Source organism: Helicobacter typhlonius (assembly GCF_001460635.1).
GTDB classification, from domain to species: Bacteria; Campylobacterota; Campylobacteria; order Campylobacterales; family Helicobacteraceae; genus Helicobacter_C; species Helicobacter_C typhlonius.
The window spans coordinates 1,454,529-1,481,142 of record NZ_LN907858.1 but is presented as its reverse complement, the minus strand read 5'-3'; the positions used below and the strand labels follow the sequence as shown (position 1 = coordinate 1,481,142).

At 39.7% G+C, this 26,614-nt stretch carries 27 protein-coding genes and 1 tRNA gene; 13 read left to right on the top strand and 15 right to left on the bottom strand.

Going from position 1 to position 26,614, the window contains the following annotated elements; genetic code table 11:
- Positions 1–52: 52 nt before the first annotated feature.
- From BN2458_RS10430 to BN2458_RS07315, 7 genes are all read right to left on the bottom strand, one after another.
- On the bottom strand, positions 53–238 hold the full coding sequence (locus BN2458_RS10430; protein ID WP_231944756.1) for a hypothetical protein: 186 nt from the start codon (positions 236–238) through the stop codon (positions 53–55).
- On the bottom strand, positions 231–1,049 hold the full coding sequence (locus BN2458_RS07340) for a hypothetical protein (protein WP_231944755.1): 819 nt from the start codon (positions 1,047–1,049) through the stop codon (positions 231–233). The genes BN2458_RS10430 and BN2458_RS07340 overlap by 8 nt, the downstream gene beginning before the upstream one ends.
- Positions 1,046–2,185 carry a dihydropteroate synthase gene (gene folP / locus BN2458_RS07335; protein WP_034343279.1) on the bottom strand — a complete coding sequence of 380 codons (1,140 nt, stop codon included), beginning with the start codon at positions 2,183–2,185 and terminating at the stop codon, positions 1,046–1,048. The genes BN2458_RS07340 and folP overlap by 4 nt, the downstream gene beginning before the upstream one ends.
- Positions 2,182–2,802 carry a DNA polymerase III subunit delta' gene (locus BN2458_RS07330; RefSeq protein WP_034327033.1) on the bottom strand — a complete coding sequence of 207 codons (621 nt, stop codon included), beginning with the start codon at positions 2,800–2,802 and terminating at the stop codon, positions 2,182–2,184. The genes folP and BN2458_RS07330 overlap by 4 nt, the downstream gene beginning before the upstream one ends.
- A 17-nt stretch (positions 2,803–2,819) precedes the next feature.
- Positions 2,820–3,368: a HobA family DNA replication regulator gene (locus tag BN2458_RS07325; protein ID WP_034327031.1), complete on the bottom strand. Its 549-nt coding sequence runs from the start codon at positions 3,366–3,368 to the stop codon at positions 2,820–2,822.
- 7 nt (positions 3,369–3,375) lie between these two features.
- The gene (locus BN2458_RS07320; protein ID WP_034327029.1) at positions 3,376–4,581 is read right to left on the bottom strand and encodes an aspartate kinase; all 1,206 of its coding nucleotides are present in this window, start codon (positions 4,579–4,581) and stop codon (positions 3,376–3,378) included.
- A gap of 61 nt (positions 4,582–4,642) precedes the next feature.
- Positions 4,643–5,137, bottom strand: a complete 495-nt coding sequence (locus tag BN2458_RS07315) for an RNA pyrophosphohydrolase (RefSeq protein WP_034327027.1) — start codon at positions 5,135–5,137, stop codon at positions 4,643–4,645.
- An 88-nt stretch (positions 5,138–5,225) separates the two neighbouring features.
- On the opposite strand from BN2458_RS07315, the gene hemW reads away from it, so the two are divergent.
- Positions 5,226–6,455: a radical SAM family heme chaperone HemW gene (gene hemW / locus BN2458_RS07310; RefSeq protein WP_034327025.1), complete on the top strand. Its 1,230-nt coding sequence runs from the start codon at positions 5,226–5,228 to the stop codon at positions 6,453–6,455.
- 47 nt (positions 6,456–6,502) lie between these two features.
- On the opposite strand, the gene BN2458_RS10595 is transcribed toward hemW, so the two are convergent.
- Genes BN2458_RS10595 through BN2458_RS07280 form a run of 6 tightly spaced genes read right to left on the bottom strand, consistent with a single transcriptional unit; the run spans position 6,503 to position 12,521 of the window.
- Positions 6,503–7,699: a glycosyltransferase family 2 protein gene (locus BN2458_RS10595; protein ID WP_034343277.1), complete on the bottom strand. Its 1,197-nt coding sequence runs from the start codon at positions 7,697–7,699 to the stop codon at positions 6,503–6,505.
- 15 nt (positions 7,700–7,714) lie between these two features.
- Complete coding sequence (locus BN2458_RS07300; RefSeq protein WP_034328416.1) at positions 7,715–8,554, bottom strand: hypothetical protein; 840 nt, start codon at positions 8,552–8,554, stop codon at positions 7,715–7,717.
- Position 8,555: 1 nt separating this feature from the next.
- Positions 8,556–9,182: an HAD family hydrolase gene (locus BN2458_RS07295; protein ID WP_034328414.1), complete on the bottom strand. Its 627-nt coding sequence runs from the start codon at positions 9,180–9,182 to the stop codon at positions 8,556–8,558.
- Positions 9,182–10,033: a glycosyltransferase gene (locus BN2458_RS07290; RefSeq protein WP_034328412.1), complete on the bottom strand. Its 852-nt coding sequence runs from the start codon at positions 10,031–10,033 to the stop codon at positions 9,182–9,184. The genes BN2458_RS07295 and BN2458_RS07290 overlap by 1 nt, the downstream gene beginning before the upstream one ends.
- A gap of 43 nt (positions 10,034–10,076) precedes the next feature.
- On the bottom strand, positions 10,077–11,105 hold the full coding sequence (gene pyrC / locus BN2458_RS07285) for a dihydroorotase (protein WP_034328410.1): 1,029 nt from the start codon (positions 11,103–11,105) through the stop codon (positions 10,077–10,079).
- A gap of 3 nt (positions 11,106–11,108) precedes the next feature.
- Positions 11,109–12,521 (bottom strand): phosphomannomutase/phosphoglucomutase, encoded by a 1,413-nt coding sequence (locus BN2458_RS07280; RefSeq protein WP_034343273.1) that lies wholly within the window; start codon positions 12,519–12,521, stop codon positions 11,109–11,111.
- 236 nt (positions 12,522–12,757) lie between these two features.
- On the opposite strand from BN2458_RS07280, the gene hisC reads away from it, so the two are divergent.
- The 12 genes from hisC to truA all read left to right on the top strand — a co-directional run bounded on the left by hisC (position 12,758) and on the right by truA (position 24,476).
- Positions 12,758–13,915, top strand: coding sequence for a histidinol-phosphate transaminase (gene hisC, locus BN2458_RS07275; RefSeq protein ID WP_034343271.1), 1,158 nt, complete (start codon positions 12,758–12,760; stop codon positions 13,913–13,915).
- A gap of 9 nt (positions 13,916–13,924) precedes the next feature.
- Entirely contained in the window at positions 13,925–15,643 is a 1,719-nt protein-coding gene (fliF, locus tag BN2458_RS07270; protein ID WP_034326830.1) for a flagellar basal-body MS-ring/collar protein FliF, read from the top strand.
- 14 nt (positions 15,644–15,657) lie between these two features.
- Entirely contained in the window at positions 15,658–16,689 is a 1,032-nt protein-coding gene (gene fliG / locus BN2458_RS07265) for a flagellar motor switch protein FliG (protein WP_034326829.1), read from the top strand.
- On the top strand, positions 16,676–17,500 hold the full coding sequence (gene fliH / locus BN2458_RS07260) for a flagellar assembly protein FliH (protein ID WP_034326828.1): 825 nt from the start codon (positions 16,676–16,678) through the stop codon (positions 17,498–17,500). The genes fliG and fliH overlap by 14 nt, the downstream gene beginning before the upstream one ends.
- A gap of 18 nt (positions 17,501–17,518) precedes the next feature.
- Positions 17,519–19,375: a 1-deoxy-D-xylulose-5-phosphate synthase gene (dxs, locus tag BN2458_RS07255; protein WP_052082158.1), complete on the top strand. Its 1,857-nt coding sequence runs from the start codon at positions 17,519–17,521 to the stop codon at positions 19,373–19,375.
- Positions 19,376–19,453: 78 nt separating this feature from the next.
- A tRNA-Leu gene (locus BN2458_RS07250) sits at positions 19,454–19,538 on the top strand.
- Positions 19,539–19,654: 116 nt separating this feature from the next.
- Entirely contained in the window at positions 19,655–20,704 is a 1,050-nt protein-coding gene (locus BN2458_RS07245) for a ribonucleotide-diphosphate reductase subunit beta (protein ID WP_034326827.1), read from the top strand.
- Positions 20,694–21,431 (top strand): carbon-nitrogen hydrolase family protein, encoded by a 738-nt coding sequence (locus BN2458_RS07240; protein ID WP_034326826.1) that lies wholly within the window; start codon positions 20,694–20,696, stop codon positions 21,429–21,431. Before BN2458_RS07245 ends, BN2458_RS07240 begins: the two co-directional genes overlap by 11 nt.
- A gap of 24 nt (positions 21,432–21,455) precedes the next feature.
- Positions 21,456–22,067 (top strand): protein-L-isoaspartate(D-aspartate) O-methyltransferase, encoded by a 612-nt coding sequence (locus BN2458_RS07235; protein WP_173644103.1) that lies wholly within the window; start codon positions 21,456–21,458, stop codon positions 22,065–22,067.
- Positions 22,068–22,074: 7 nt separating this feature from the next.
- Entirely contained in the window at positions 22,075–22,725 is a 651-nt protein-coding gene (locus BN2458_RS07230; RefSeq protein ID WP_231944754.1) for a prepilin peptidase, read from the top strand.
- 3 nt (positions 22,726–22,728) lie between these two features.
- Positions 22,729–23,748 carry an LptF/LptG family permease gene (locus BN2458_RS07225; RefSeq protein WP_058122079.1) on the top strand — a complete coding sequence of 340 codons (1,020 nt, stop codon included), beginning with the start codon at positions 22,729–22,731 and terminating at the stop codon, positions 23,746–23,748.
- Positions 23,748–24,476, top strand: coding sequence for a tRNA pseudouridine(38-40) synthase TruA (truA, locus tag BN2458_RS07220; protein WP_034326820.1), 729 nt, complete (start codon positions 23,748–23,750; stop codon positions 24,474–24,476). Before BN2458_RS07225 ends, truA begins: the two co-directional genes overlap by 1 nt.
- Positions 24,477–24,498: 22 nt before the next feature.
- On the opposite strand, the gene prmC is transcribed toward truA, so the two are convergent.
- Positions 24,499–25,335 (bottom strand): peptide chain release factor N(5)-glutamine methyltransferase, encoded by an 837-nt coding sequence (gene prmC, locus BN2458_RS07215; protein WP_034326818.1) that lies wholly within the window; start codon positions 25,333–25,335, stop codon positions 24,499–24,501.
- Positions 25,325–26,548 carry a M48 family metallopeptidase gene (locus BN2458_RS07210; protein WP_052082035.1) on the bottom strand — a complete coding sequence of 408 codons (1,224 nt, stop codon included), beginning with the start codon at positions 26,546–26,548 and terminating at the stop codon, positions 25,325–25,327. Before BN2458_RS07210 ends, prmC begins: the two co-directional genes overlap by 11 nt.
- Positions 26,549–26,614 lie beyond the last annotated feature (66 nt).

Sequence of the window (26,614 nt, the reverse complement as noted above, 5' to 3'; positions counted from 1 at the left end):
TCTATGCTAAGTTAGGTAATTATAGGGATATTTTTTAAACTATTCGCTTAATCTAATGTTTTGTATTCTTTTTGAAATCACGCATAATAGTATTAAATCTATTGAGAAACACTGGGTTTTTGGCATTCATATATTCCGAAATCATAAGGATAAGCTTTTGATTAAGATTCATACAAATTTTTGTGCATACATTTGAAAATTCTTGCTCATCGGTGCCATACATTGCTTCATCAAGCATTTGGACATAATGCATGTAAGTTTTTTTGGTCGCGCTCATCTTGTTTTTTATTGGCAATAATTTTTTCTTTCATAGTTTCAAGTTCTTCTAAGGGTATGTTTTGAAGATATTTTTTAGAATACATACCCGTGAGCCCGAGAATTTCACCCACAAGTGCAAGCTTTTCTGGAGTGTTGTTAAGATATTCTTTGTAAGTATCGTTAAAAGTTTCATCAGGCATAAAGTCTTTTACGATGAGTAGCTTTAAATGTGCCATATCGAGAATCTGTTGTCGCTTTTTCTCGTTTCCTAGCTCCGTGATTGTGTTTTGTAGGCGCATTGTATCATTGCGTTTTTTTTCATAATAGCCCATAATCACCTTATATTCTTCAATAGGTAATTCCTTAAGCTGCATAGAGATTTGGTCAAGCAAATTTTCTTGAAATTCGCGATAAGCAATGCGCAAGATTCTTTGAATTTTCAACATAGATACATTTTTGAGATTGAGTGTGAGGATATCTGCCACATCGGCATAGCTAAAGTCATTAAAGGCGTCCCTTATGATGCTCATTAGCACAAGTGTATTTTCTAAATTTTCTTGCACTTTGAGCTTAAAATCGCCGATATCTGCCTCATCGAGTGAGCTTATCGCTGTGTAGTTATCCTTATCCATATAGTGCAAAAAATTTAGTGTTTCTGTGCGCGTATCTTTCTCATAAAGCTGCATTATTCCATCTTTATCGAGCTTTGAAATCTCTTGTTCTGTGTGTCCGTGGCGCATTAGAAAAGCCTTAATAGGCTTTAAGTCTTTTTTGTCATCTTTTGTATTCATTGCATTGCCTTATAGATTTTGAGCATATCAATGTGCGAATCTTCATCGTGTATGCGGAGGATATTCGCTCCATTTTGCAAGGCGTAGAGGTGCATAGCCAAAGTTCCGGCGAGTCTATCTTTGGTCTCTCTACCTGTAATTTTGCCAATGGTGTTTTTGCGACTAGCCCCCACGAGTAATGGTAGTCCAAAATGCTGAAAATGCGATAAGTGTTTGATAAGGGCGATATTTTGTGTCTCATCTTTTGCAAAGCCAAAGCCAATATCAATAATAAGATCTTTTACCCCCGCTTGTCCTAGCGCAGTAATTTTTTCTGCAAAAAATGTATCAATATCATCAAAAAGATTCTTATAGGTGTGTGTGAGGCTCTGCATTTGTTTTGGTGTGCCTTTAGTGTGCATTAGAACCACCCGTGCGTTGTATTGTGCAGCGACCTCTATCATTTGGGATTCACTTAGTCCGCTTACATCATTAATAATTTTAAATCCGTGAGAGAGGGCATATTCAGCTGTTTTAGCATTGTAGGTATCAATGCTAAAATCGATTTTTTCATATAATTTATTTGTAGCAATATGCTCTATCACAGGCGTGAGACGCTCAATTTCCACATCTGTGTCTATTAGCTCACTGCCCTGGCGTGAGCTTGCCGCACCAATATCGATAATCCCCACTTCTTTTTGTATTAAGGTGTGGATTCTATCTATCGCGCCCTGTGCGTCTTTCCGTGAATTTTCATAAAAGCTATCGGGTGTAACATTGATGATTGCCATAATGGTTTGTTGGTGTGCTATGCGTTGAGAAGCGTAGAGATGAGATTCTAATGCTTTTTTGAGTGCTTTTAAGCCAAAGGGTTGCATTGCGAGTTTTGGGAGTATTTTTTCTATATTGCTTCGTGTGCCAAAAAGCAGGGCAATATGCTCACCTTTATGCGTGATGCACTCTTTTGGTGTGGCACATTCTGCCCCAACACTTAGTGCCTCTTGCTTTAAAATATTCATCGCTTCAAAGCCCAAATCTTTTATTTCAAAGCCAAGCATTTGTGCCTTTTTACCCATAATCTTCTGCCCCATAGAATCTGCGCCTATGGATTTAATATTGTCTAAAATGCTATGGGAATCTAGCCTTTGTATAGTCATTGCCGTCCCTTTTGTTTGTGGTAGATTCGTAAAAGGAGAGGGAGAAAAATATAGTTTTGTTTTTCGGTGGCATCATTTTGATTAAGGGCAATGGCTCTATCAAAGAGGGTGAGTTCTTTTTGGGTAAGCTTTATTTGTGCTTCATAGAGGGCGAAAAGTAGAGATTGAATCCTAAGCTTAATATCCTCTTTGCTGTGTTGTGCGCTGTCATTTTGTTTGCAAAAGTTATAGATAGATTCTAAACTTAGCCTTGATACATCAAGTTCAAATGGTGGCATCTCCGCCTTGTGTTTGTGTATGGTAATACTCATACGAGAACGAATTGTAGGAATAAGTGCATTTTTATTCTTAGCGATGATAATAAACTGCACCAAAGGTGGCGGTTCCTCGATGATTTTGAGGAGTGCATTTTGTGCGGCAATATTGTATTTATTTGCACAGATGATAATGAGCATTTCCTGTTCGTAAGTGAGATAACTTTTTGCTATGACTTCCTTTGCATCATCAATCTTAAAATCCTCTCGTTCAAAAATTTCATAATACTGCTCTTCGCGTTCGGCAATGAGCTCGTCTATAAGTTCCTTTGCAAAAGGTGTAATGTGTATAATCCCGGTCATCTTACGCTTCTTTATGTCTATATATCAAGCGAGATTTTATTGAGGAGCGCGCACAATATCGCCCTGTCAAAGAGTTTAAAAAGTATGAGAAGCTTATAATCGAGGTATTCATCTGTAGGGTTAAAAATTTCATTTTCGTCAAATATCCAGTGCCACCCGTCTCCGCACTCTTTTGCAAAGGTTGCATATATGCTCTTTTTGCCTATATACCATATTTTATAGTTGCCATACATCATATCAAGCATATTGCTAATAAGTTTAAAGCCTTTCATATCGTTGCCTTGTGCATTAGAATCTATCATATCGCGCAAATGTGTGATTTCAATGACGGGCAAAAATGGTCGTCCCTTGTGGTGCTGATTGATGTGTTGGGTAATGTATGTGCCAAACCATTGATGTTGTCTGTCTGTGAGCACGATAACACTCCTGCCTTGCAATATGTGCGTAATGAGCCGCACCATATGTGGCAAAAGCAAAAATCGCTTTTCCTCTATCCACCCACTCATTACGCCTCTTTTTTCGTCCTCGCGTATGGTATTCAAAAGCCAATCACTGATATTTTCCATTCTCTGCCTATTCTTCTAGTCTATATACGCTATGGAGCTTACGCACCGCGTCTTGAGCAAATTCTGCATTGATAATCATAGAGATTTTAATCTCACTCGTGCTTATCATCATAATATTGATATTATCCTCCGCCAATGCTTTAAAAGCTGTGCTTGCCACGCCAGAGTGTGATTTCATACCCACACCTACAATCGACACCTTAGCGATATTATTGTCGTATTCTATACTGCCAAAATCATTTTTAAATTTTTCTAGCACTTGCTGTGTGAGCTGCACCTCTGTCTTTGGAATCGTAAAATCAATATCTGTTTTGCCATCGCGCCCGATTGTTTGCACAATCATATCCACATTAATGTTATTATCTGCCAAAAGCCCAAAAATATCCGCCGCAATGCCCGGGCGGTCAAGCACATCAGCAAGGCTCACTCGTGCTTGATTGTTATCGAGTGCCACACCGCTAACAATTGGTTTTTCCATTATATCCTCCTCTTTAGTAATAAGTGTGCCTTCATTTTCGCTAAAAGAACTCGCGCAATATAGCCTGACATTAAGCTTCTTAGCAAGCTCTACCGAACGATTAAGTAAAACTTTTGCTCCCATAGATGCGAGCTCTAGCATTTCATCATAGCTAATTTTGTCTAGCTTTTTTGCTTCTTTAACAATGCGTGGGTCAGTCGTATATACGCCATCTACATCGCTATAAATTTCACATTTTGTCGCATTGAGCGCACCTGCTAGCGCAACTGCTGATAAATCGCTTCCGCCGCGCCCCAAAGTCGTAACTTCTCCCTTTGTAGAAATCCCTTGAAATCCTGCCACGACAACGACATACCCTTCATTAAGCAAGTGAAAGATTTTCGTGGTATCCACATATTCTATACGCGCTTTTGTGTGAAAATTATCCGTAACAATCCCAGCACCCCTACCACTAAGTGAAATTGCCTTAATTCCCATAGATTCTAAAGCTATGGCAAGGAGTGCTGCGGTTACGCGCTCTCCAGAGCTAAGCACCATATCGACTTCGCGTGTGTTAGGCAGTGGCGTGAAATGCTGTGTAAAGTTAATAAGTCTATCTGTATCTCCGCTCATTGCAGATACGACTACGACAAGGCTATGCCCTAAAGCCTTGCTTTTGGTAACGCGTTTAGCAACATTGTAGATTCTGTCACAATCCCCCATACTTGTGCCACCATATTTTTGCACGATGAGCATAGTAGTCCTTAATGTATAAAATTAAAAATGCTAATCATAGAATCTTATTGCTTAAGATTCTTTATATACAGCCCTCTTTTTTAAAATAGTCTAAAATTTTTTTATATGTATCTCTTTTAAAATGCGTAACATACTGAAATATCTCATCTATGCTTACAAATTGATATTTATCAAACTCCGGTATATCGGTTTGGAGATTGATTTTAGATTCGTCTTTGATACGCACGAGGAAGTATTTTTGCCTCTGTCCGTCATAGCCCTTATACATCTTTTTTGGCATAGTGTTTGGGAAGTCATACTGCACCCACTCGGGGCATTCACTGATGATTTCTACATCATTTGTGCCTATTTCTTCTTCTAATTCTCGTAATAGCGCATCTCTTGGGCTTTCACCCTCATCAATGCCCCCTTGTGGAAACTGCCACGCGCCTTTAATATCTGTGCGGTGAGCAATAAAGAATCTATATTCGCTAGGATAGGTGCTTGATAAAATTATGGCAGCGACATTTGGGCGGTATCTTTTTGGCTTTACATCATTGCTTTGCTCTGCGCTCATTGCTATACCTTTTGCGAATTGTTTATGGCATTATACGCTACAATATATAATATTTTAAGCGAGGCGAGTTTAAGGGGATTGTAAGAGTATGCTACTTTATATTCACATACCATTTTGCGCGAGTAAGTGCGGATACTGCGCTTTTACCTCTTTTGTGAATAAAGAGACTTATTTTGAATCCTACATAGAGGCTTTGTGCGTGGATTTAGCACAGATTCTAAAAGGTAAAGATTATGTGTTAAGCTCGATTTTTATTGGTGGAGGCACACCAAATCTCTTAGATTCTATACATTATGAGAAAATCTTTACTCAGATCCGTGCGTATGCGAGGCTTGAAGAGACTTGCGAAATCAGTATTGAATCTAATGTCAATCTCCTCAATCCGCAGTGGTGCAGGGATTTACGCGCATTAGGTGCAAATCGACTAAGCATAGGTGTGCAGAGCTTTTATGCGCCAAAATTAGCCTATTTGGAGCGCGACCATAGCGCAAAAGATATTTTTCATCGCGTGGAGAGTGCCTACAATGCAGGATTTACGAATATAAATTGCGATATGATGATAACACCTCTAGATTCTTATAATATCTTAGAATCCGACCTTACACAGGTTTTGAATCTCCCCATAAGCCACCTATCGCTTTATGCGCTAAGTATTGATGAAGGCTCACGCTTTGCAGGGCAAACAAATGTGGTGCGCGGAAATGTTGATGAGGCATTGAGCTTTTATGCGCGTGATTGGCTACAAGCGCAGGGATTTATGCAGTATGAAGTGTCAAATTATACGCGCAATACACAAACGCAATGCGCTCACAATATGGGCTATTGGCAGGGGCGAGAGTATCTCGGGTGCGGGGCTTCGGCGGTGGGGCGTGTGGGGCGTGTGCGAATGCGGGCATATCCAAATCTTAAAGAATATATCAAATCGCCCACCGCGCGTTTTAATGAGCATTTGAGTGTGGAAGACATACAGATTGAAAACCTTATGCTAGGGCTACGCATGAGCAGGGGTGCGTGGCTAAAACTTGCGCCATTAGAGCAAGAAAATCAAGCGTGGCAAGAATGTATAGAGGCGGGGGAATCCATAGGCTGCGGACTTGAAGTAAGTGATTTTAAAAAGCCTCCACTGCGATTTTTGCTTGATGAGGGCAAATGTCATTTGCTAGAGTGTGAGGGTGCAAAGCAGGGCAGAATCTTAGCAAAACAATCAAGAGAGCGTGAAAAGTGTAAGGGTGAAATGTGTGAAAAGATAAGCTATCTTGTGGCAAATGAGCTTTTTTTGGCTGATGAGATTGCGCTGTGGATTTTACGCCACAAATAAGCACGGAGAAAGACAAAGGCTTAAGTTTTAGCATTTTTCAAAATAAGCTAGAGCTTCACTCTCCCAAAGCTGAGAAGATAGGCGCATATACGCACATAAGTGAGGCAGCGATTCCAATACTGAAGTGAAAGGATACAAGCGCGTAAATAAGGCGAATGCTTCAGTATGCTTGATGGAATGAAGCGTGGAATGCGCACAGGAGCGATAAGATGAGATTCTAATAATGGAGCAAGTGTTTGATTTAGGGTTGTGAGGGCAGAATCTAGCGAGTTTGTAGAATCTGCGGTGGTATATGATGTATCAAAACGCGATTCTAAGATGATAAGTGCGGTGAGATTGTGGCATAGACGCTTTGCGATTTGAGGCATTAGGCTTGGAGATTTTGTGGATTTTGTATTTTGCTCTAGCTGTGTGGCGAGACTTGGCAGAGCCTCGCTGATATAGCACATATCTGCGATTTTTTTGTCTTTTGCCTTTATATTTTGCGTGATAGAGCTATGATTGAGACAGTAGATATAAAGCCGCTCATCAAGGCTCACATAGCTTTTGGCAAGTGCGCTAATGGCAAAAAACTTGAGCATATCCTCTGCCATTGTGAGCTTGAGCGGGATAAAGCACTCCATAAAAGGGAGAATCTGCCGAATAAGCGAGGTTTTATAGCATTTATCCCATAGGGTAAATTTAGGAAATTGTGTGCTTTTGAGGAAAAAATTATATGCGATTTGCTCGTTTTGTAGGGGTTTGTGGCTAAAGCGAGTAGGCAGGATATAGCGCAGTTTATGGAGGCAATTTGCACTTAGACTTGCTTGAGATGAACCACGATAAGCAGGGCGGAAGTGGATTATATCAGGGAGATTTTTCTCCTCTTGCTCACTATGGGACTGGGTGTTAGAGCTTAGCGGCGTGGAGTTTAAAGCCATAGAGGCTTTTTGATATGCCCTCTCACACGCATTAAGCGTGAGATAGTCATCGGCATCTAAGTGGAGGATATAAGTTCCTTGTGCCTCTTTCTCTCCTGTGATTCGTGTAGCAAAGAGCCCGAGATTGGTGGGATTATGAATAATGCGGATTCTAGAATCTTTACTCGCATAAGTTTTAGCAATACTTATAGAATCATCACTCCCACAATCATTAATGACTAAAATTTCAATATCGCCTAAAGTTTGATTAATGCACGAATCTAAACAACGAGCGATGTAAGATTCTACATTGTAGGTGGGGATAATGATAGAGAAGAGTGGCATGGTAAATCCTTTAATTTATTTTTTATGTGGATTATTTTTGTAGCGTTTGTGCTGAATATAGGTTGCTAAATATTTGTTTTGTAAAGTAGCTAGACATACAAGTCGAAATACGAGATAATAAGCACCTAGCTCAAAAAAAATATAATCTATTTTCTCATAAAGATATAGAATGCCAAAGAGGATTGTATATATCGTGTAATAGAACACACGAAACATATCAAAATTTGTAATAATTTTGCTTGTGATAATAGTAGTTTTATAGCGTTTTTGTGTGCTAAATTCTAATAGTTTTGGAAGTGGATAAAGTGCAAAAAGTCCTAGAAGAGTATAGAAATTTTTATCAATGATAGGTAGTATTATTGAAAAAAATTGTAAAAAACTTAAAAATGGAATAAGCAAAAGGTTAGTTATATTGCGTTGGGTATTGTAAATGATATAGAGTAGCTGTAATAAAATCATTGAAAGAGCAAAATATAACAAGTATTCATATTTAAGCATAGAGAGTAGCCAAAATAGTATAAAAATTAAAGCAAATCTTCCTATCATTATAGCTATAAATTTTTCACGCATTCTCAAAAGAAGATATGTTGGAAGACGTAATGTTGGCTTTGTTTCATTTTTTATTGTAAGGACATCATTTTGTATATAGCCATTAGAATAAATCATATCAGTAATGCAAAGAGCCACTAAAAGTATAGGGAGCGAATCAAGAATGGACTCTTGTGGGGCAAAATGTAGATAAAGTATAGTGATTGGAACAAAATAAATACATATCCAAGAAATTTTATGAACAAGACTTTTTAAGCGCGTAAAAAATTGATACATAAAAGGAACAAAACTAATTGTGTAAAACATTTTATATCTCCATAATAGTGGAATTTTTGAGATTTTGAGAAAGCCATTTCTTTTTGTTTCTCTTTTTTGTGAGTATAACAGAACTCTGCGCTTTTTGACAGAGTAAAATATCGTCTAAATTATCAGTGGCTACAAAGTATATATCCCCAAAAAGCGTATGTTTATTCCCCAATAAGTCGATCTCTAGTGTTCCTTGGCAGATTTCTTGCTGATTATAGAGGAGTTTTGATGAAACAAAGTGTGAAATATTAAAGTACTGAGCAATATGAAAGGCAAGACAATCAAGCGTAGCAGAAGCAAAAACAATGTTATGTGACTGAAAGTTATCGAGTAATGAAATAATGCACTCACGCCTTTTGGAAACAAGGAATGTATGGACGAATTCTTTAGCTTGTTTAAAAAGCATATATCTTGGAGCACCTTTTAATGTTCTTATAAAAATATCTCGAATGGGTATCATTTCTTTTTTAAGGCATAAAAATGAAATTTTGTTTAGTATCATTATCGGTCTAGAACGTAGTAGGCGCAATAAGAATTTTGTACATCCATTAGACCGCCAGATACAAAAATCTAATGTTGTATTAGAATCGTAAAGTGTGCCACAAATATCAAAAATAGCTTTATACATTATTTGAGCCTTTGTCGGATAAAATTAGCTATTTTTTTAGGTAAAATATTTCTTATACAAACACGTGGCAAAATGTAGAACAAGTAGTATAAAGTATGGGTAAAGAAGTAATATTTCATATATTTGATACCCACTAGAATATCTTCCATGAATTGAGTAAAAGTAATTTTTGATGAAATACCTAATGTGTTATATGTTGCAATAATTGTTTGTATTTTTTTCCATTTGTAATTATTTATAAATACTTTTGAAAAAAAATCTATTTCTCCTCGTATTTTAAATTCTTTGTCGTAAAGATATTTTTTTAGTAAATGTGTTTGAATAAAAGAAGCCTGATGATGACAAAATTCAATTTTAAAGGGTCCAAAAACGATGTTATAATATTTTATTTTCTTGTAATTTTCATCATAGACAATTTCTACTCCACCATCTATAACCCCATATTGTTCATCTAGAAGAGGTGCAATATTTCTAAGAACACTTAAATCATAAAATCTATCTCCACAATTCATAAAGTTGCACCATTCGCCCGTGGCTAAATCAATCCCCTTATTCATCGCATCATAGATTCCGCTATCACGCTCACTTAGGAATTTAAAGGCAAAGTTTGCTTTTGTGCGATGAGTAGCCTCCATATAGAATCTGCCCTCATCTTTGTGGGTAATATCACAAAGTGTGCTAATGTAAGATTGAATACATTCTTTCGTGCCATCTTTGCTATTACCATCAATAATGATGTATTCAAGGCGTTCATAATCCTGCCCCACGACAGAATCCATTGTTTCCTTGATATGATTTTTATCATTATAAACGATTGTGATAATGCTTACAAGCGGGAATTTTTCACTCATTTTCATTATGCCTTTTTGCGAGGTTGTAGCATTTTCACTCTTTTTATTCTTTTATGCGCCACGAGAGATTTTGCCCTGCAAAAAGAGGCACGATTGCTCCTAGCGGGGTATCTATGCGCTCTGGCACATTGTATTGAATCTTTTCAAGCGTGATTGATTTTTGCGCAAAAGCTTGTAGCTGATAAATCTCTATCGCTCTATCACTCACAAAGGCCTGGAGAGAATCTAGGGCATTATGAGATTCAAAGAGTTGTGTAAGTGCTGGTAAAAGCACAGGTGCGCTAAAAATCCCCGCTGCACCTTTTGCGCTAAGCTTGGCAGATTCTAAATGCGGTGCAGAATCCGAGCCAAAACTTACTTTTGGATGTGCCTTTAATGCCACTTGAAACAGGGCTTGTTGGTCTTTTCTTGTCTTAAGCATTGGTTTGCAAAACAAATGAGGATTAAGCATTCCCCCGCATACATCATCAAGGCTTAATGTGATATGGTGCAGTGTAAGCGTGGCGTAGAGATTCTCATATTTTTCAATCATTTCAAGGCTGCGTCTATCGCTCATATGTTCGATAATCACACGCAGTTTAGGGAAATTTTTTGCAATATGCTCAAATATGCTTAAAAACTCAAACTCACGCTCCATACAAAATCCATTACTCTCGCCGTGTATGGAGAGGATAAAGCCTAGAGATTCAGCCAAAGCAAAAATCTCTAAAGTCTTTTCATCAAGGATTTGACTTACCCCGCTTTCACTTCCTGTGGTCGCACCCTTTGGGTAGAGCTTAAGGATAAAAATCCCCTGCTTTTTTGCTTCTATAAGCTCCTCTTTGGTAAGCCCTGCCGTGAGATAGAGGCTCATAAGCGGCATAAATTCCTTGCAGCCTCGCTTTTGTGCGACTTTAAGAATCTGCTCCTTGTAGGTGAGGGCAAGTGCGGTGGTGGTGATTGGCGTTTTGAGATTTGGCATTACAAGTGCTGCGCTAAAGGCTTTGGCAGTGAAAGGCAGGACAGATTCTAAAAGTTCGCCCTCACGCAAATGGAGGTGCATATCAAGGGGCGTGTGGAGTGAGAATGTCATTTTTTAGCCCTTGACAGATTCTAAAAGCTTAAGCAACGCTGTTTTGTAGCGTTCGCATTCCTCTTTGCTTGTCGCTTCAAAACGCGTAACAAGCACAGGTGTGGTATTACTTGCCCTTACAAGTCCCCAGCCATTTTCAAAAACAACGCGCAATCCGTCAATATCAATGATGTCTTTGAGGATTGGGAAGTCTTTGGGCGGATTTTTTAAAGCCTCTTTTAAGGCGGAGATAAGGGTAAATTTTTGCTCCTCTGTGGTGTGGATTTTCTCCTCATCTGTGCTATAAAGGCGAGGCAAGGCGTGTATCGCAGATTCTAATTCTGTGGGCGTATAGCCTAAGAATAGCTCTAAGGCGCGGAAAGAAGCATAAATGGCATCATCATAGCCAAAGTAGCGGTCATTAAAAAATAAATGCCCGCTCATTTCTGCTGCAAGATGGGCGTTGAGCTCTTTAAGCTTGACTTTGAGGTTACTATGCCCTGTTTTATACATCACTGCTTTGCCAATTTTGTTAATCTCATCATACATTATTTGTGAGCATTTCACCTCGCCGATGACAATAGGGCTTAAAAAATGTTTTTTCATATCTTTAGCAAAAAGGATAGCAAGTTCATCGCCCTTATAGTTATGATGAGTTGTTAAAAGCGCAAGTCTATCAGCATCGCCATCAAAGGCAATGCCGATATGAATCTGCTTTTGTGCCATTTTTTCTTTAAGCATTGTGAGATTTTTTTCCTCACTTGGGTCTGGGTGGTGATTAGGGAAAGTGCCATCGGGTTCAAAAAAAAGTGGTGTATAAGAAATATTAAGATTTTTTAGGATTTGCGCTAATGCCACACCTGCCACGCCATTACCGCAATCATATACGACAGGGTAGGGGAAGTCTTTTAGGTGGGCAAAATGTGTGCTTAGAAAATCGATGTAGGCTTGTTTTGCATTAAGATTTTGTATTTTTTGTAAATTTTTAGAATCTGCATTTTGCTTTTTTGTGTAGGGTAAGTTTTGCTCGAGCTTTGCTCCTAATGCGCGGATTTGCTCCCCATAAAAAGGCGATTGATTTATGGTGATTTTGAATCCATTGTATTGCGGGGGATTGTGTGAGCCTGTAATCATCACGGAGTTTGGGCAAACAATAGAATCTATGGTGTTAAAAGTTGCAAAATATGCCACAGGTGTAGGAATAAGCCCGAGCGCAAAGACTTTTATATCCTCGCTTAAAAAACCCTCCGCAAGCCAATTAAAAAGCGTGGGCGAATGTGTGCGTGCATCATAGCCAATATGTATGCAAGGGGGGAGATGTGAATCTTTGATGCATCTGCCAAGCTCACGCCCTATACCACAAACCACCTCTTGCGTGAGGTCTTTTTCAAAAATGCCACGAATGTCATATTCGCGAAAAATATGTTGTATCTGCATAACCTACCCTTTTGTGCTAGTGAAAACGCGCATTGTAGCCAAAATATCAAAAAATACTATTAACTATCAGCAATGTTTGAAAGTTGGATTTATGTTAAAGGTTAAAATTCAAATTATGTATTGAATGGTGCGTTTAAACTCTCAATAATCGTAAAAATTATAAAACTTTTAAGACTTTTAAGATAGAATGTAAGGTTTTACAGCGATGGAATGCAAAAAAATCGTAAGGATATGCGGTGTTTAAGAAGACATTAGATAGTGTTGTAACCTACGAGGCAGGGAAGCCAATCGAGCTTGTAATGCGTGAGTATGGTATTAAACAAGAAGATGTGATAAAGCTAGGGAGCAATGAAAATCCCTATGGCACATCACCAAAAGTCATAGAGACATTACAAAAGAACGCACACAAGGCGTTTTTATACCCTGATGATTCTATGTATGAGCTAAAAAATGCTCTTGCTTCGCGTTTTTGTGTAAATCCTAAAGAAATTATTATCGGTGCGGGGAGCGACCAAGTCATCGAATTTTGCCTCCAAGCTATCGACCATACTCGCGCAGCTGTGCTAATGGCAAAGACAACATTTGCAATGTATGAGGTGTATTCTAAGCTCGCGGATGTGGAGATTCATAAGACTAGGAGCGATGCACATAATTTAGATGAATTTTTAGAATCTTATGAGAATGTGAAAAATGGCGCAAGTAGGACGAGCATAACTTCTCATTCTAACAAAGAGTGCGCTAATCGCGTGAGTATAATATTTCTATGTGTGCCAAACAATCCTTTGGGCGAGTGCTTAGACTCTCAAGCAATAGAGGATTTTATATGCAAAGTTGATAAGGACACGCTCATCGTGCTTGATGGCGCGTATCAGGAGTTTGCCTCATATAAAGACAAGGCAAAGGCTCTAAATCCCGCCTCTCTCATTAAAAAATTTGATAATGTCATTTATCTTGGCACATTTTCAAAGGTGTATGGGCTAGGCGGTATGCGTATAGGCTATGGCATAGCGAGTGAGCGCATTATCTCTATGCTCTACAAAGTGCGCCCACCCTTTAATGTAAGCACTCTAAGTTTGCAAGCTGCGCTTGTGGCGCTAGAGGACAGGGCATTTACCGAGCAGTGTATCCAAAGCAATATCGAACAAATGCTACGCTATGAGGAATTTGCAAAGCACAATAATATAGACTTTATCCCTTCATTTGGAAATTTCATCACATTTTCGCGCGAGGATATAGAATCTACACATTTGTGTCAATGGCTTTTGCAAAGGGGCGTCATTGTGCGTAATCTCCGCTCCTACGGGCTGAATGCCTTTCGCATTACTATTGGCACACCTGCGCAAAATGCGCGTGTGTTTGAGCTCTTGCAAGAATATTTGCAAACACGTGGTTAAGGGTAGGCTATGGATTTAAGAGTAGTTTTTGAGCAGGTTCTTAAGGTTTTAAACAAGTTAAATAAAAAACAGCGCATTATTATCCTTTCGACCATTATTATACTTATTAGCTTTTTAACCTATCTCATACTCTTCCGCGTGGAGACACATAACGAATATGAAAATTATGATGTGCTCTTTAGTAATCTAAGCCCAGAAGATAGCGCGGCTATCTTGCAAAAGCTCCAACAGGAGAAAATTTCGTATAAGATTCCAGAGGATAATATTATTCTCGTGCCAAAAGATAAAGTGTATGAGCAGCGCATTAATATGAGTTCTTTGGGGCTGCCAAGGTCAAGTCACAATGTCGGCTTTGATATTTTGCTTGAAAATAATGTTGGAGATACACCATTCACACAAAAGACAAAGACGCTTGTCGTGAAGCAAAATGAACTTGCAAAGACGATTGAAAGTCTCAATCCTATCGAGAAGGCGACGGTTAATATTTCTATGCCAGAAGAGTCGCTTTTTGTGCAGGGCGGACGCCCATCTACCGCTTCAGTAAAGATTGTCGTGCGTGACAATATGTTTTTGACACCAGAACAAGTTATAGGTATCAAGCATTTGGTGGCTGCAGCAGTAGAGCGTCTTGTCCCAGAGGCTGTAAAAATTATCAATCAAGACGGGGAGCTTTTAGGCGAAGATAATGAAGCTGCCCAGCAGGGTGCGCGCGTGAGACAGGCGACATTCCAGCGCAAATATCAGCAAAATGCAGAAAATGCTATGGAGGCAAAGATTATTAAATTCTTACAACCAAGCGTTGGGGACGGCGTGCAGGCACAAGTTACTATGGATTTTGATTTTAGCGTGCGCAAAACCACTGCAGAGACATTTGGACAAAATCCTGTTGTGCGCGGGACAAGAGAGTATGAAAAAGAGCGCAAAGGATTCCGTCCTCCACAAATTGGCGGTGTGCCCGGTGTCGTGAGTAATATCGGTCCTGTGCAAGGGCTTAAAGATGATGAGATGATGGAGTGGGAAAAGGAGAGCGAGGTTGTTATTAATAATGAAATCGACAGGTCAGTGAGTAGCATTGATGAAAATTATGCCGTGCTTACGAGGGTGAGCGCGTCTGTGATGGTTGATGGCATTTATAATGAAGTTGTAGGCGAGGATGGTGTGCCACGACTTGAATATACTCCTCGCTCACAAGAGGATATGGATAAAATTTTAGAGGGTGTGAAAAATGCCATTGGCTATAATGAGTCCAGGGGCGACCAAGTCAATGTGATTAATATGCCTTTTAGAAGCACACAGCTCAATTATCGCCCTCAAGATTCTTTAGAGCTGTTCTCAAGCAAGGTAGAGCGGTATTTGGGACCATTTATGCCATTGCTTAAATATGTGATTGTGGCGGTGATTTTGTTTGTGTTCTATAAAAAGATTGTTGCGCCATTTGCAGAGCGTATGCTTGAAGTGCAAGAGGAGGAGGAAGACGATATAGAATCCTTTATGCAGCTTGATGATGATGAGGAAGATATCAATAAATTTAGTGAATTACGCAAACGTGTGGAAGATCAACTCGGGTTTGGTTCTGGGCTTGATGAGGATAATATCAAATATGAAGTGTTGCTTGAGAGAATGCGCGGTGTAATTTCTGAACGTCCTCAAGAGATTGGTGCATTATTTCAAACGCTCATTAAAGATGAGCTTGATATTACAACTAGCGGTCTTGGCAGCAGTTCATAAGTAAAGGAGTAAATATGGCAATCACGCTTAGTCCGCGTCAAAGGGCGCAATATGATGAGCTCTCAATGGCAGAAAAGATTGCCATTTTGCTCGTGCAGCTAGGTGATGAGATTACTTCGGAGATTTTTCACCATCTTGATATAGATTCTATTACTGAAGTAAGTAAGCAAATTGCGCAGTTGGGTGGTATGGATAAGACCATTGGTGCAGCAGTTTTAGAGGAATTTTATGTCATTTTTCAATCAAATCAATATATCAACTCTGGTGGTATGGATTATGCGCGTGATTTGTTGATTAAATCTTTAGGACCAGATGCTGCAAAGGCAATTTTGGATAAGCTTGCCAAAACAATGCAGTCCCAAAAGAACTTTGCTTATCTTTCAAAGATTCGCCCTCAACAACTCGCAGACTTTATTATTAACGAGCACCCTCAAACAATCGCGCTTATTCTCGCACATATGGACGCAAGCGGTGCAGCGGAGACTTTGGGGTATTTTTCTGATGAGTTGCGCGCTGAAGTAGCGATTCGTATGGCAAACCTCGGAGATATTTCGCCCAATGTCGTTAAACGCGTGAGTGCGGTGCTTGAAAACAAACTAGAATCTCTCACAAGCTACAAGGTCGAAGTGGGTGGTACACGTTCTGTTGCGGAAATTTTCAACCGACTAGGACAAAAGGCAGCAAAAGCGACAATTGCACAAATCGAGCAAATCGATGCACAACTTGCCATAGAAATTAAAGAAATGATGTTTACCTTTGAAGATATTACCAAGCTCGACAACAACGCTATTAGAGAGATTCTTAAAATTGCTGATAAAAAAGACCTTACGCTTGCCCTTAAATCTGCCCCTGATGAGCTCAAACAGAAGTTTATGGGGAATATGTCCCAAAGGGCGAGTGAGCAGTTTATGGAGGAAATGCAGTTTTTGGGTGCGGTGAAGGTGCGTGATGTGGAAAATGCACAAAGAAAAATCGTGGAAGTGGTGCAAACACTCGCAGAGCAGGGCTTAGTGCAGCTAGGAGAACAAGACGATGTCATTGCTTAGTCAAGAAAATATCATAGGGCAGGAGCGACTTAAGAATCATAATATCAAAAAGTATGAGTTTAAAACAATCACTTCTGATATGGTGGAATCTGGTAAAGAAATTCACCATATTGATACACAAGCACCCGTGGTAGAACAAAGCTATGAGGAGGCACAAAATGCTTTGCATTCGGAATCTAACGTGCAAAAAATTGCGAGTTTAGAGCAGGAGCTTGTAGAAAAATTGCTTCAAAAAACTGATGATCTTTCAAGTTCTCTTGCAAAACTACAGATTCAGTTTGAGAAGTTGCAGGTTGAGAGCGAACAACGCGTAGCGAGTGCGAGAGATGAGGGATATAAGGATGGATTTCGAGAAGCACAGGAAAAAGTTAAGGGGGATATGTTTGCAGAAATTGATGCGCAAAAAAAATTTTTGGTAGATTCTATCATTACTCTTGAAAATACCCTAAAGGCAAGCCAAAAGCACTTGGAGGAGTTAGAAAAGGAATTGAGTGCAATCTCTGTGGATATTGCTAAGGAGGTGATTATCAACGAAGTGAGTGAGAATTCACAAAAAATTGCCCTCAACCTCACACGAGAGCTACTTAATAGCATAATGGACGCTACAAATATTAAGGTTAAGGTCAATCCCAATGATTATTTATATCTCAAAGAGCATTTGGAGGATAATACGAAGGTGGAGGTTATCTCCGATGGCGCAGTATCGCTCGGTGGCGTGGTAATAGTGAGCGATACTGGCAATATTGATGGCACGATAATGTCGCGCTATAAAAATCTCAAACAATCAGTGCTTGAAAATATGCGTGATTAGTGAGAATGTGGGAATTGTATGGGTGAAATTGATTATAGTTTTGAGAGATTAAATGCCCTCTCCACAGAGGAGCTATACACACTTACTAGGCGCATTAGAGAGAGAATTTTGGAGGTTGTAAGCGTGAATGGTGGGCATTTAAGTTCTACACTAGGTGCCGTGGATTTGATTGTAGGAGTGCACGCGGTATTTGATGTGCGAAAGCACCCATTTATCTTTGATGTCTCTCATCAAGCTTACGCGCATAAGCTGCTTACAGGGCGTTGGGAAGATTTTAGCACATTAAGGCAGTTTGGTGGCATTAGCGGATTCTGTAATCCCAAAGAATCTGCGAGCGATTATTTTATCGCTGGGCATAGCTCGACTTCACTATCTCTTGCGGTGGGTGTTGGTAGGGCTAGGGTGCTTGGGGCGGATATTTCTATGCCTGTAGTGATGATAGGCGATGGTTCAATGAGTGCGGGACTCGTCTATGAGGCACTTAATGAATTGGGAGATAAAAAATACCCAATGGTAATTATTCTTAATGACAATGAGATGAGTATTTCTAAGCCTATCGGTGCGATTAGTAACTATCTCTCACAGATTTTGAGCACATCGTTTTATCAAAAAACGCGTGATGGTATTAAAAGAGTGCTTGCAAAAATGCCAGATTCTGCGACTTATCTCGCAAAGCGATTTGAAGAATCTTTGAAACTTATTACGCCGGGTATTTTGTTTGAAGAGCTTGGGCTTGATTATGTAGGTCCAATTGATGGGCATAATATGGAGATTATTGTCGCAACTTTGCAAAAGGCTAAAGATATGAATAAGCCCGTGATTATCCACGCACAGACGCTTAAGGGTAAGGGCTATGAAATTGCGGAGGGCAAATTCGAGCAGTGGCACGGCGTGGGTCCTTTTGATATTCACACCGGCTCCGCGTTAAAAAAATCCGCTACTCTTTCGCCAACAGCGGTATTTAGTCAAAGTTTGCAAGAATATTTGCTAGATGAAAAAGTCGTTGGCGTGAGCGCAGCAATGCCTAGTGGCACAGGCTTAGATAAGCTTATAGAGAAAGATTCAAAACGTTTTGTAGATGTGGCGATTTGCGAGGCACACGCTGTTACCTCAATGGCGGCTATGGCGAAAGAGGGTTTTAAGCCCTTTGTGGCGATTTATTCTACATTTTTACAACGCGCTTATGACCAAATAATACACGATGTGGGGATTTTGAATCTGCCTGTGCGCTTTTGTATCGATAGAGCAGGGATTGTAGGCGAGGATGGCGAGACACATCAAGGGCTTTTTGATATTGCCTATTTGCGCTCGATTCCCAATATGGTGCTTTTTGCCCCACGTGATAATGAAAGTCTCAAACAAGCTGTGGATTTTGCCTATCATCATAATAGTTCTCCTTGCGCGTTCCGCTATCCGCGTGGTAGCTTTGTGCTAGGCGAGGATACTTTCCCTGCTAGTGCGTTTATGCTCGGCAAAGCGGAGATTCTTAAAAAGGGTAAAAAACTATTGCTTATAGGCTATGGCAATGGCGTGGGTAGGGCGTATGAAGTTTATATGCAACTTATAGAGGAGGGCTATAAGCCTACTTTGCTTGATTTGCGCTTTGTAAAGCCACTTGATAAAAAAACCTTGTCTAAACTTTTGCTCTCACATAAATATGTGTGCGTATTTAGCGATAGTTATTCTATGGGCGGCGTGGGAAGTGCGATTTTAGAGTTTATGGCGGAGGAAGACATAGCGAATGTGTACCTTAAAAGCTTTGAGATAAAAGATGAATTTATCCCGCACGGCAACACACAAATGATAGAATCTATGCTAGGCTTAAATGCAAAAGATATGGCTTTAAGTATCCAAAATTGGCTAGATTCTAAGTAGATTTTAAAGATTGAATAGGTAAAATACGCATTTCATTTTTACTCTTTAGTTTAGGCTTTGGGTTTATTCTTTTTTCTTGCGGGAATGGCGAAATTGGCAGACGCACCAGACTTAGGATCTGGCGCCGCAAGGCGTGGAGGTTCAAGTCCTCTTTCCCGCACCACTTTCCTATTTTTCTTTTTGGTCGGTATCGGTTGAAAAATAAACATCGTTTTATATCGTTTTTTAAGCGTTAAATCCATACAATTACAGCTTTACAAAAATTTCTAAAGGTTTTTAATGAGTATCACACACGAAAATAAGCCTATTTCACGTAAATTAATCTACAATCCAGAATCTACTGAAAGTGTCGCAGATAGACGTATTTTTGGTGGTAATCCTACGAGTATGTTTGAGCTCACGCAAATCAAATATCAATGGGCTTATAATCTATGGAAGGTGATGCTTGCTAATACTTGGTTTCCAGAAGAAGTCAATATGAATCCAGATAAACGTGATTATGAAGTTGGCTTAACACCTCAAGAAAAACTAGGCTATGATAGGGCATTGGCGCAACTTATTTTTATGGATTCGCTGCAAACAAATAACCTCATCGATAATGTCAATCCCTACATCACGAGTCCAGAGATTAATCTTGTGCTTGTGCGTCAGGCATACGAGGAGGCATTGCACTCTCAAAGCTACGCGGTAATGGTAGAATCTATTGCTGCGAATACAGAGAATATCTATAATATGTGGCGCACTGATATGAAGCTAAGAAGCAAGAATGATTATATTGCTAATGTATATACTGAACTTGCACGGAATCCAAATGAGCAGGGCTTATTAAAGGCGATGTTTGCCAATCAAATTTTAGAGGGTATTTATTTTTATAGTGGGTTCTCATTCTTTTACGCCCTTGCGCGTAGTGGCAAAATGCTAGGCTCTGCACAGATGATACGATTTATTCAGCGCGATGAGGTAACGCATTTAATCTTGTTTCAAAATATGATTCGTTCCTTGCGTAAGGAGCAGGAACATCTTTTCACTCCGGCACTTGAAGAGGAAGTGATAGAGATGTTTAGGAAAGCAGTGGATATAGAATCAAGCTGGGGTGATTATATCACGCAGGGGCAGATTCTAGGGCTAACGACAGAGATTATACGCGAGTATATACAATACCTTGCAGATGAACGTTTGAATGCGGTTGGATTCAAAAAGCTTTATAATAACCAACATCCTATCAAGTGGGTTAATGCTTTTTCAAGCTTTAATGAGCAAAAGACAAATTTCTTTGAATCAAAGGTTACAAATTATTCAAAAGGGAGTCTTAATTTCGATGATTTCTAAAAAACTCTATGCTATGCAGATAAAAACGGCGCAAGATTTTGAACAAAATCTTGCACAGGTGGAGGATTTACTCGCTCAATGTGGCAAAGGGGCGATCGTGTGTGCACCGGAGGTGGCACTAAGCGGTTTTGCGTATCAACGTATGAGCGAAGCGAGTGAGTTTTCAAAACTTGCGACAGAGCGATTTTTGGAATGTAGTGCAAAATATCAAAATACTCTTGTGATTACGATGATTGAGGAAAAAAACAAGAAGTTTTTTAATAATCTCAAGGTGTTTCACAATGGAGAAGTGATACATAAGCAAAGCAAGCATAAACTTTTTTCACTCGGTGATGAGCAGCTACACTTTGTCGCGGGAGATAAAAGTGAGATTAGCATTTTTGAGATAAATGGGCTTAAATGTGCAGCTTTGGTGTGTTTTGAATTGCGTTTCGTGGAGCTATGGGAACAGATAAAGGGTGCAGATTTGATTTTTGTAAGCGCGCAATGGGGCAAGGCACGCAAAAATCACTTTGAGGTCTTATGCACCGCTTTGGCAGTGATAAATCAAGCTTTTGTCTTAGCGAGTAATAGCGCAAATGATATAATGGCAAAGGGAAGTGCAATTATCACACCCTATGGGATCGTGTATAAAAATGACAAAAAACATTTAATTACTCACGAAGCAGATATAAGCGAAACTACGCGTATGAGAAAATACATCAACACAAACATAAAGATAAACTAAATGTATAAACTTGCTGCAAAGGAAATGTGTGATGAAATTACTAAAATCTTTCCACTTTCGTCTAAGGTCGTTGCAGCACTTTGCGCGGTAGATAGGGAGAAATTTATTCCCGCTGGATTTGCACCATATTTAGCCTATGATATAAATCCCCTGCCTATGACAGAATCTCAATATATTAGCTCCCCGCTTACAGTCGCGCAGATGACAGAATATCTTGCGCCAAATGGTGGGGATTCGGTGTTGGAGATTGGCTGTGGGAGCGGCTATCAGGCAATGGTGCTTTCCCATCTCTTTCGCCGCGTATTTAGTATTGAGCGCATTGACAAACTTCTAATTAAGGCAAAGGAGCGATTTAAGCTCTTGCAATCCCATAATATTTTTGTAAAGCTTGATGATGGGCAAAAGGGCTGGGCGGAATACGCACCCTTTGATGCGATATTATTTTCAGCGTGTGCGAGGAATATCCCTCAAGTGATTATTAATCAGCTTCAAGAGGGTGGCGTGATTGTTGCGCCTATGCTTGAAGGGAATAAGCAGGTGATAAAACGTTTTAGAAAATGTAATGGAATTTTAGGAGCGGGCGAGTGCTTGGGCGACTGTCTCTTTGTCGATGTGCAAGATGATATAGTGAGGTAGGGCAAAAATGACATCAATGTCAATTTTTATCGCGCTTTCTTTGTGTTATGGTTTTGTCGGTGCGATACTTATTGCATTATATGCGGAACAGAGAGAGCAAAATGCCTCACTGCTTCATTTTCTTGCCTCTACGCAGTATAGAATCTACTTTTTGATTCTTAGCCTCTGCTCTTTTGGTGTCCTTATGTGGCAGGGCGTTGGTGTGTCCTATGCGATTTTGATGTTTTTATTCGTACTTGGCATTATTGATATTAAATGCCTCGCAATACCCGATGTGCTCAATTTTTCACTCCTTTTTATATGTGTGATATATGCTTTTTTGGATAGCAGTATGATTGGAGATAGCTTTGTGTATAGGGTGCTTTTGGGTTTTGGTGTGGGGGGAATATTTTTTGTTCTCAAAGCCTTTTATCAATCCCTTAGTGATAGGGATATTATCGGCGAGGCGGATATTATAGTTTTGAGCTCTTTGGGTATAGCTTTTGGCGCAATAAATGCTTTTGTGAGTGTTTTTTTAGGCAGTATTGCAGCTCTTGTTTATGCACTTATTCTCTATCTTTTTTTTAAGCGCAGTTTGTTCTCTTTAAAATTACCATTTTGTTTTTTTATTTTTCTTGGCACAATGGTAAATTTTATATGGATTGAAATTGGGATATGAACTATGCTTAAACGTTATTTATTTATGAGCTTTGCACAGGTGTTTTTTCCTTTCTTTGTCGTGTTATTATTTATCGCTTCTGTCGTGCTTTTGATTGATATTGCGGGGCGCACATATGTGGTAAAAATGAGTTTTTTAGATTTGGGGACTTTGTTTTTGTATCTCATACCTAGCAGCTTATTTTTCATCATACCCATCACATTTTTTACTGCCTTGGTATTAAGTATATCACGTCTAGCGTATGAATATGAACTCTTAGTGTGTTTCTCGCTTGGGAGCAAGCCCTTTGATATTGTGCGATTTTTTTTTCCTATCATACTTTTAGCTACGCTTATTTTGTTTGTGTTTTCGCTCATTATGTTGCCACTTGCCAATAGTGCTTCAAAAAACTTCGTGGCGCAAAAAAGAGCGGATATCGATGTGAATATTAAGCCCGGCGAGTTTGGACAAAAGCTGGGCGATTGGCTCGTGTATGTGGATAGCGTATCAAATCGTAATTATCAAAATCTCATTTTATTTTCCGAAAATGGTTTTGAGGGCGATACATTTATTGTCGCACAGGAGGGCAAGACAAACAATAATCAGGGGCTTTTTGAATTAAATCTCAGCAATGGTAGTGCATATTTTGCCGCTCCAGATGAGATTAAGAGGGCAGATTATAGACAAATGAGTGTGCGTCAAAATGTGAGCGCACCGCAGTTGAGGGGCTATGATTTGATTGAGTATTGGAGTGATGCTTTTATGCCAGATTCAAGGCAAAAATCGCGCAAACTCGCTCAAGCTGTGCTTGTCTCTCTTTTCCCTCTTGTGTCTATTTTTCTTATCCCGCTTTTTGGCATTGCAAATCCCCGCTTTAGCTCAAATATGTCTTATGGGTATGTGATTGCCGCGGTAAGCCTGTATTTTGTCTGTATGCACATTATTTCTGATAATTTCCCTCTGATTGGTATGGGGATTTTCCCTCTGCTGTGGTTTTATATAAGTTTTATGCTGTATAGAAAGTTTATTTCTAAGTTTTATTGATGTGTAGATTTAAAGCGGTAATTGCTTATGATGGAAGTGCGTTTAGTGGTTTTGCTCTCCAAAAGCATAGGCGCAGTGTTTTGGGCGAATTGATAGAATCTTTTGCGCGTGTGGGGATTGGCGGGGAGATTTTGGGGGCTTCTCGCACCGACAAAGGAGTACACGCCACCGCGCAGGTGATTAGCTTTCAAAACAAGCATATCCACAGATACGATACGCATTTTTTGCGCTCACTTCTTAATGCAAAGCTCTATCCGCATATTATGGTGCGCTCATTGTGCGAGGTGGATTCACATTTTCATCCGCGCTTTGATGCGAAGTGGCGCGCGTATCGTTTTTTGCTCTCTCCTACTCGTCCATCACCTTTTGCTTCAGCATATATAAACTATGAAAAAATCGGCGATATGGTGCGCTTTCATCAAGCCTTAAGGCTTTTTAAAGGCACACATAATTTTGTATTTTTTAAGAAAAATGGTTCATATACGAAAGATGATGTGCGACATATTTTTGATGTGCGACATTATCAGCGCGGGGGCATAGATGTCGTGTATATGCGTGGAAATGGCTTTTTGCGCTCACAAGTGCGCCTAATGGTGGGCACGGCTTTGAGCGTGAGTAGGGGCGAGATGAGTATTGAGAATCTACAGGAGCAGCTTTTAGGCAAAAAACGGCATTATCATTACCCTATTAGTCCTCAAGGGTTGTATCTTTGTGGCATTGGGTATTAAAAGACAACACAAATGTGAATTTTTACATAAAGTATGCGCTAAATCCCCTATCCCAGCCACTTAAATCCTTATAAAATTCCACATTTTTCGCATTTTGTAGCAATATGCCCATAGCCTCTTTTTGGTCATATCCCATTTCGCAGAGAAGCCATATATTCGTGCGCCCCTCTATGGTTTTTAGAATCTCCCTATACACATCTAGCCCATCCTTTCCCCCAAAAAGTGCAATTTGCGGCTCATAGCGAAGCGGTTTGCTTATAGGGTAATCATCTCTAATATAGGGTGGATTGCTGATAAGTAGCTCAAAGGAGGACATATCGGGCGGCAAAATCGAGCAGTGATGAAGGGTAATATCTGCATTTGGTGCGTGGGTAGCGATATTTTGACGCGCTACATAAAGTGCCTCTTGGCTAATATCTGTCGCAAAAAATCGACATTGTGGCTCTAGCCTAGCGAGTGTGGTGGTGAGAATGCCCGAACCTATGCCAATTTCTGCGATTGATGTGATATTATGCTTATGTATAAGCTCCCTTGCCTTATCGATAAGAATCTCACTCTCTGGGCGCGGGATAAGCACACTAGGATTCACAAAAAAATCAAATCCATAAAAACTTGCCTTTTGAGTGAGGTATTCGATAGGCATACCATTTTTGCGTCTAGAGACAAGAGAGAGAAAATGTGTAGCGAGGGTAGATTCTATAATTTGTGCGCCGTGTGTGTGAAGGTAGATTCGGGGGACATCTAGCACAAAGCCTAATAGAATCTCACTCTCCATTTTTGGTTTGAGCGAGAGATTTTGGGCTACAAGGGATAAATCGCTTGTAGCTCTTTGCAAAAGCTCATCAATACTATGCTTCATAATTTAGTGCTTTGAGCCTTTGTAAAAGCGGTGGGTGGGTGTAGTAAAAGAAAATGTATGCGGGGTGTGAGCTTGGAAAACTTTTGTTTTCATTAACAAGGCGCACGAGCGCGTTTGCAAGGCAGTGTTTGCTCGAAATCCCAGCACCAAATTCATCAGCAGCATATTCAGCCTTGCGACTAAAGTAGCCAATGAGTGGCATAAACCAAAAGCCAATAATAGGCGAGATAAGCAACATAAGCACGAGGATACTCGCGCCATTGTGGGCTAAGCCGATTGTATCAAAAAGTTGTGAGGGTAAATGCCCCACAACAAAAAAAAGTGCAAAAAGCACACAAGCCATAATAATGATATTTTTGAAAATATCATTATGTTTGAAATGTCCCAGCTCGTGCCCTAAAATCGCAATCAACCCATCAGCACTAATCTTATCAAGCAGGGTATCAAAAAGCACCACGCGCTTACTTTTGCCAAAACCACCAAAATAGGCATTGAGTCGCCCATCGTGTTTTGAAGCATCGACCACAAAAATACCACTACTTTTGAATCCTATGCTATTCATCAGGGATTCAATGCGGGATTTGAGGTTTTCATCATCAAGTGGGGTAAATTTATTGAAAAGTGGCGCGATAAGTGTGGGGTAGATAAAATTGACTAAAATAACGATTGCAAGTAGAGCTATGAATCCTGCAATCCACCACAGCGCGATATTGTCTATAATCGAAATAAGCAAAGTCGCCACAATGCCACCTAGAATAATGCTTAGGAACAGTGTTTTAAACAAATCGGCTATAAAAATACGTGGCGTTTGATTACTAAAATGGAATCTCTTATCAAGTCCAAATGTCTTATAAATACTAAGGGGTAAGTCAATAATGCTCCCAATGATGACAAAGCTAAGCACGAGAGCCACTCCTTGCCACAAAGGGTTGATATTAGGCGCAATAGATTGAATAATGGTGTTAAGGAAAGATAAGCCAAAGCTTACCCATAGCACAAAAACAACCGCTTCAACGACTTTAGAGATAATATCAAGCTTCAAGGAGGCGAGAGCGTATTCTCCTGCTATGCGATAATCTTCGGATTCTAAAAGAATAGCGGGTTTTAGCATTTCTGCTTTGATGTGTTTGCTTTGAAGTAGGGCTAAAATAATGCTAGGTATGGTGTAGAGGCATACAAAGAGCGCGATAAATAATATTAAATAGTCTTGCAAAATATTCTCCTTGAGCTAAGATGTAATGAAAAATCATTATCATAAAAGATAAAACACAAAAAAGAG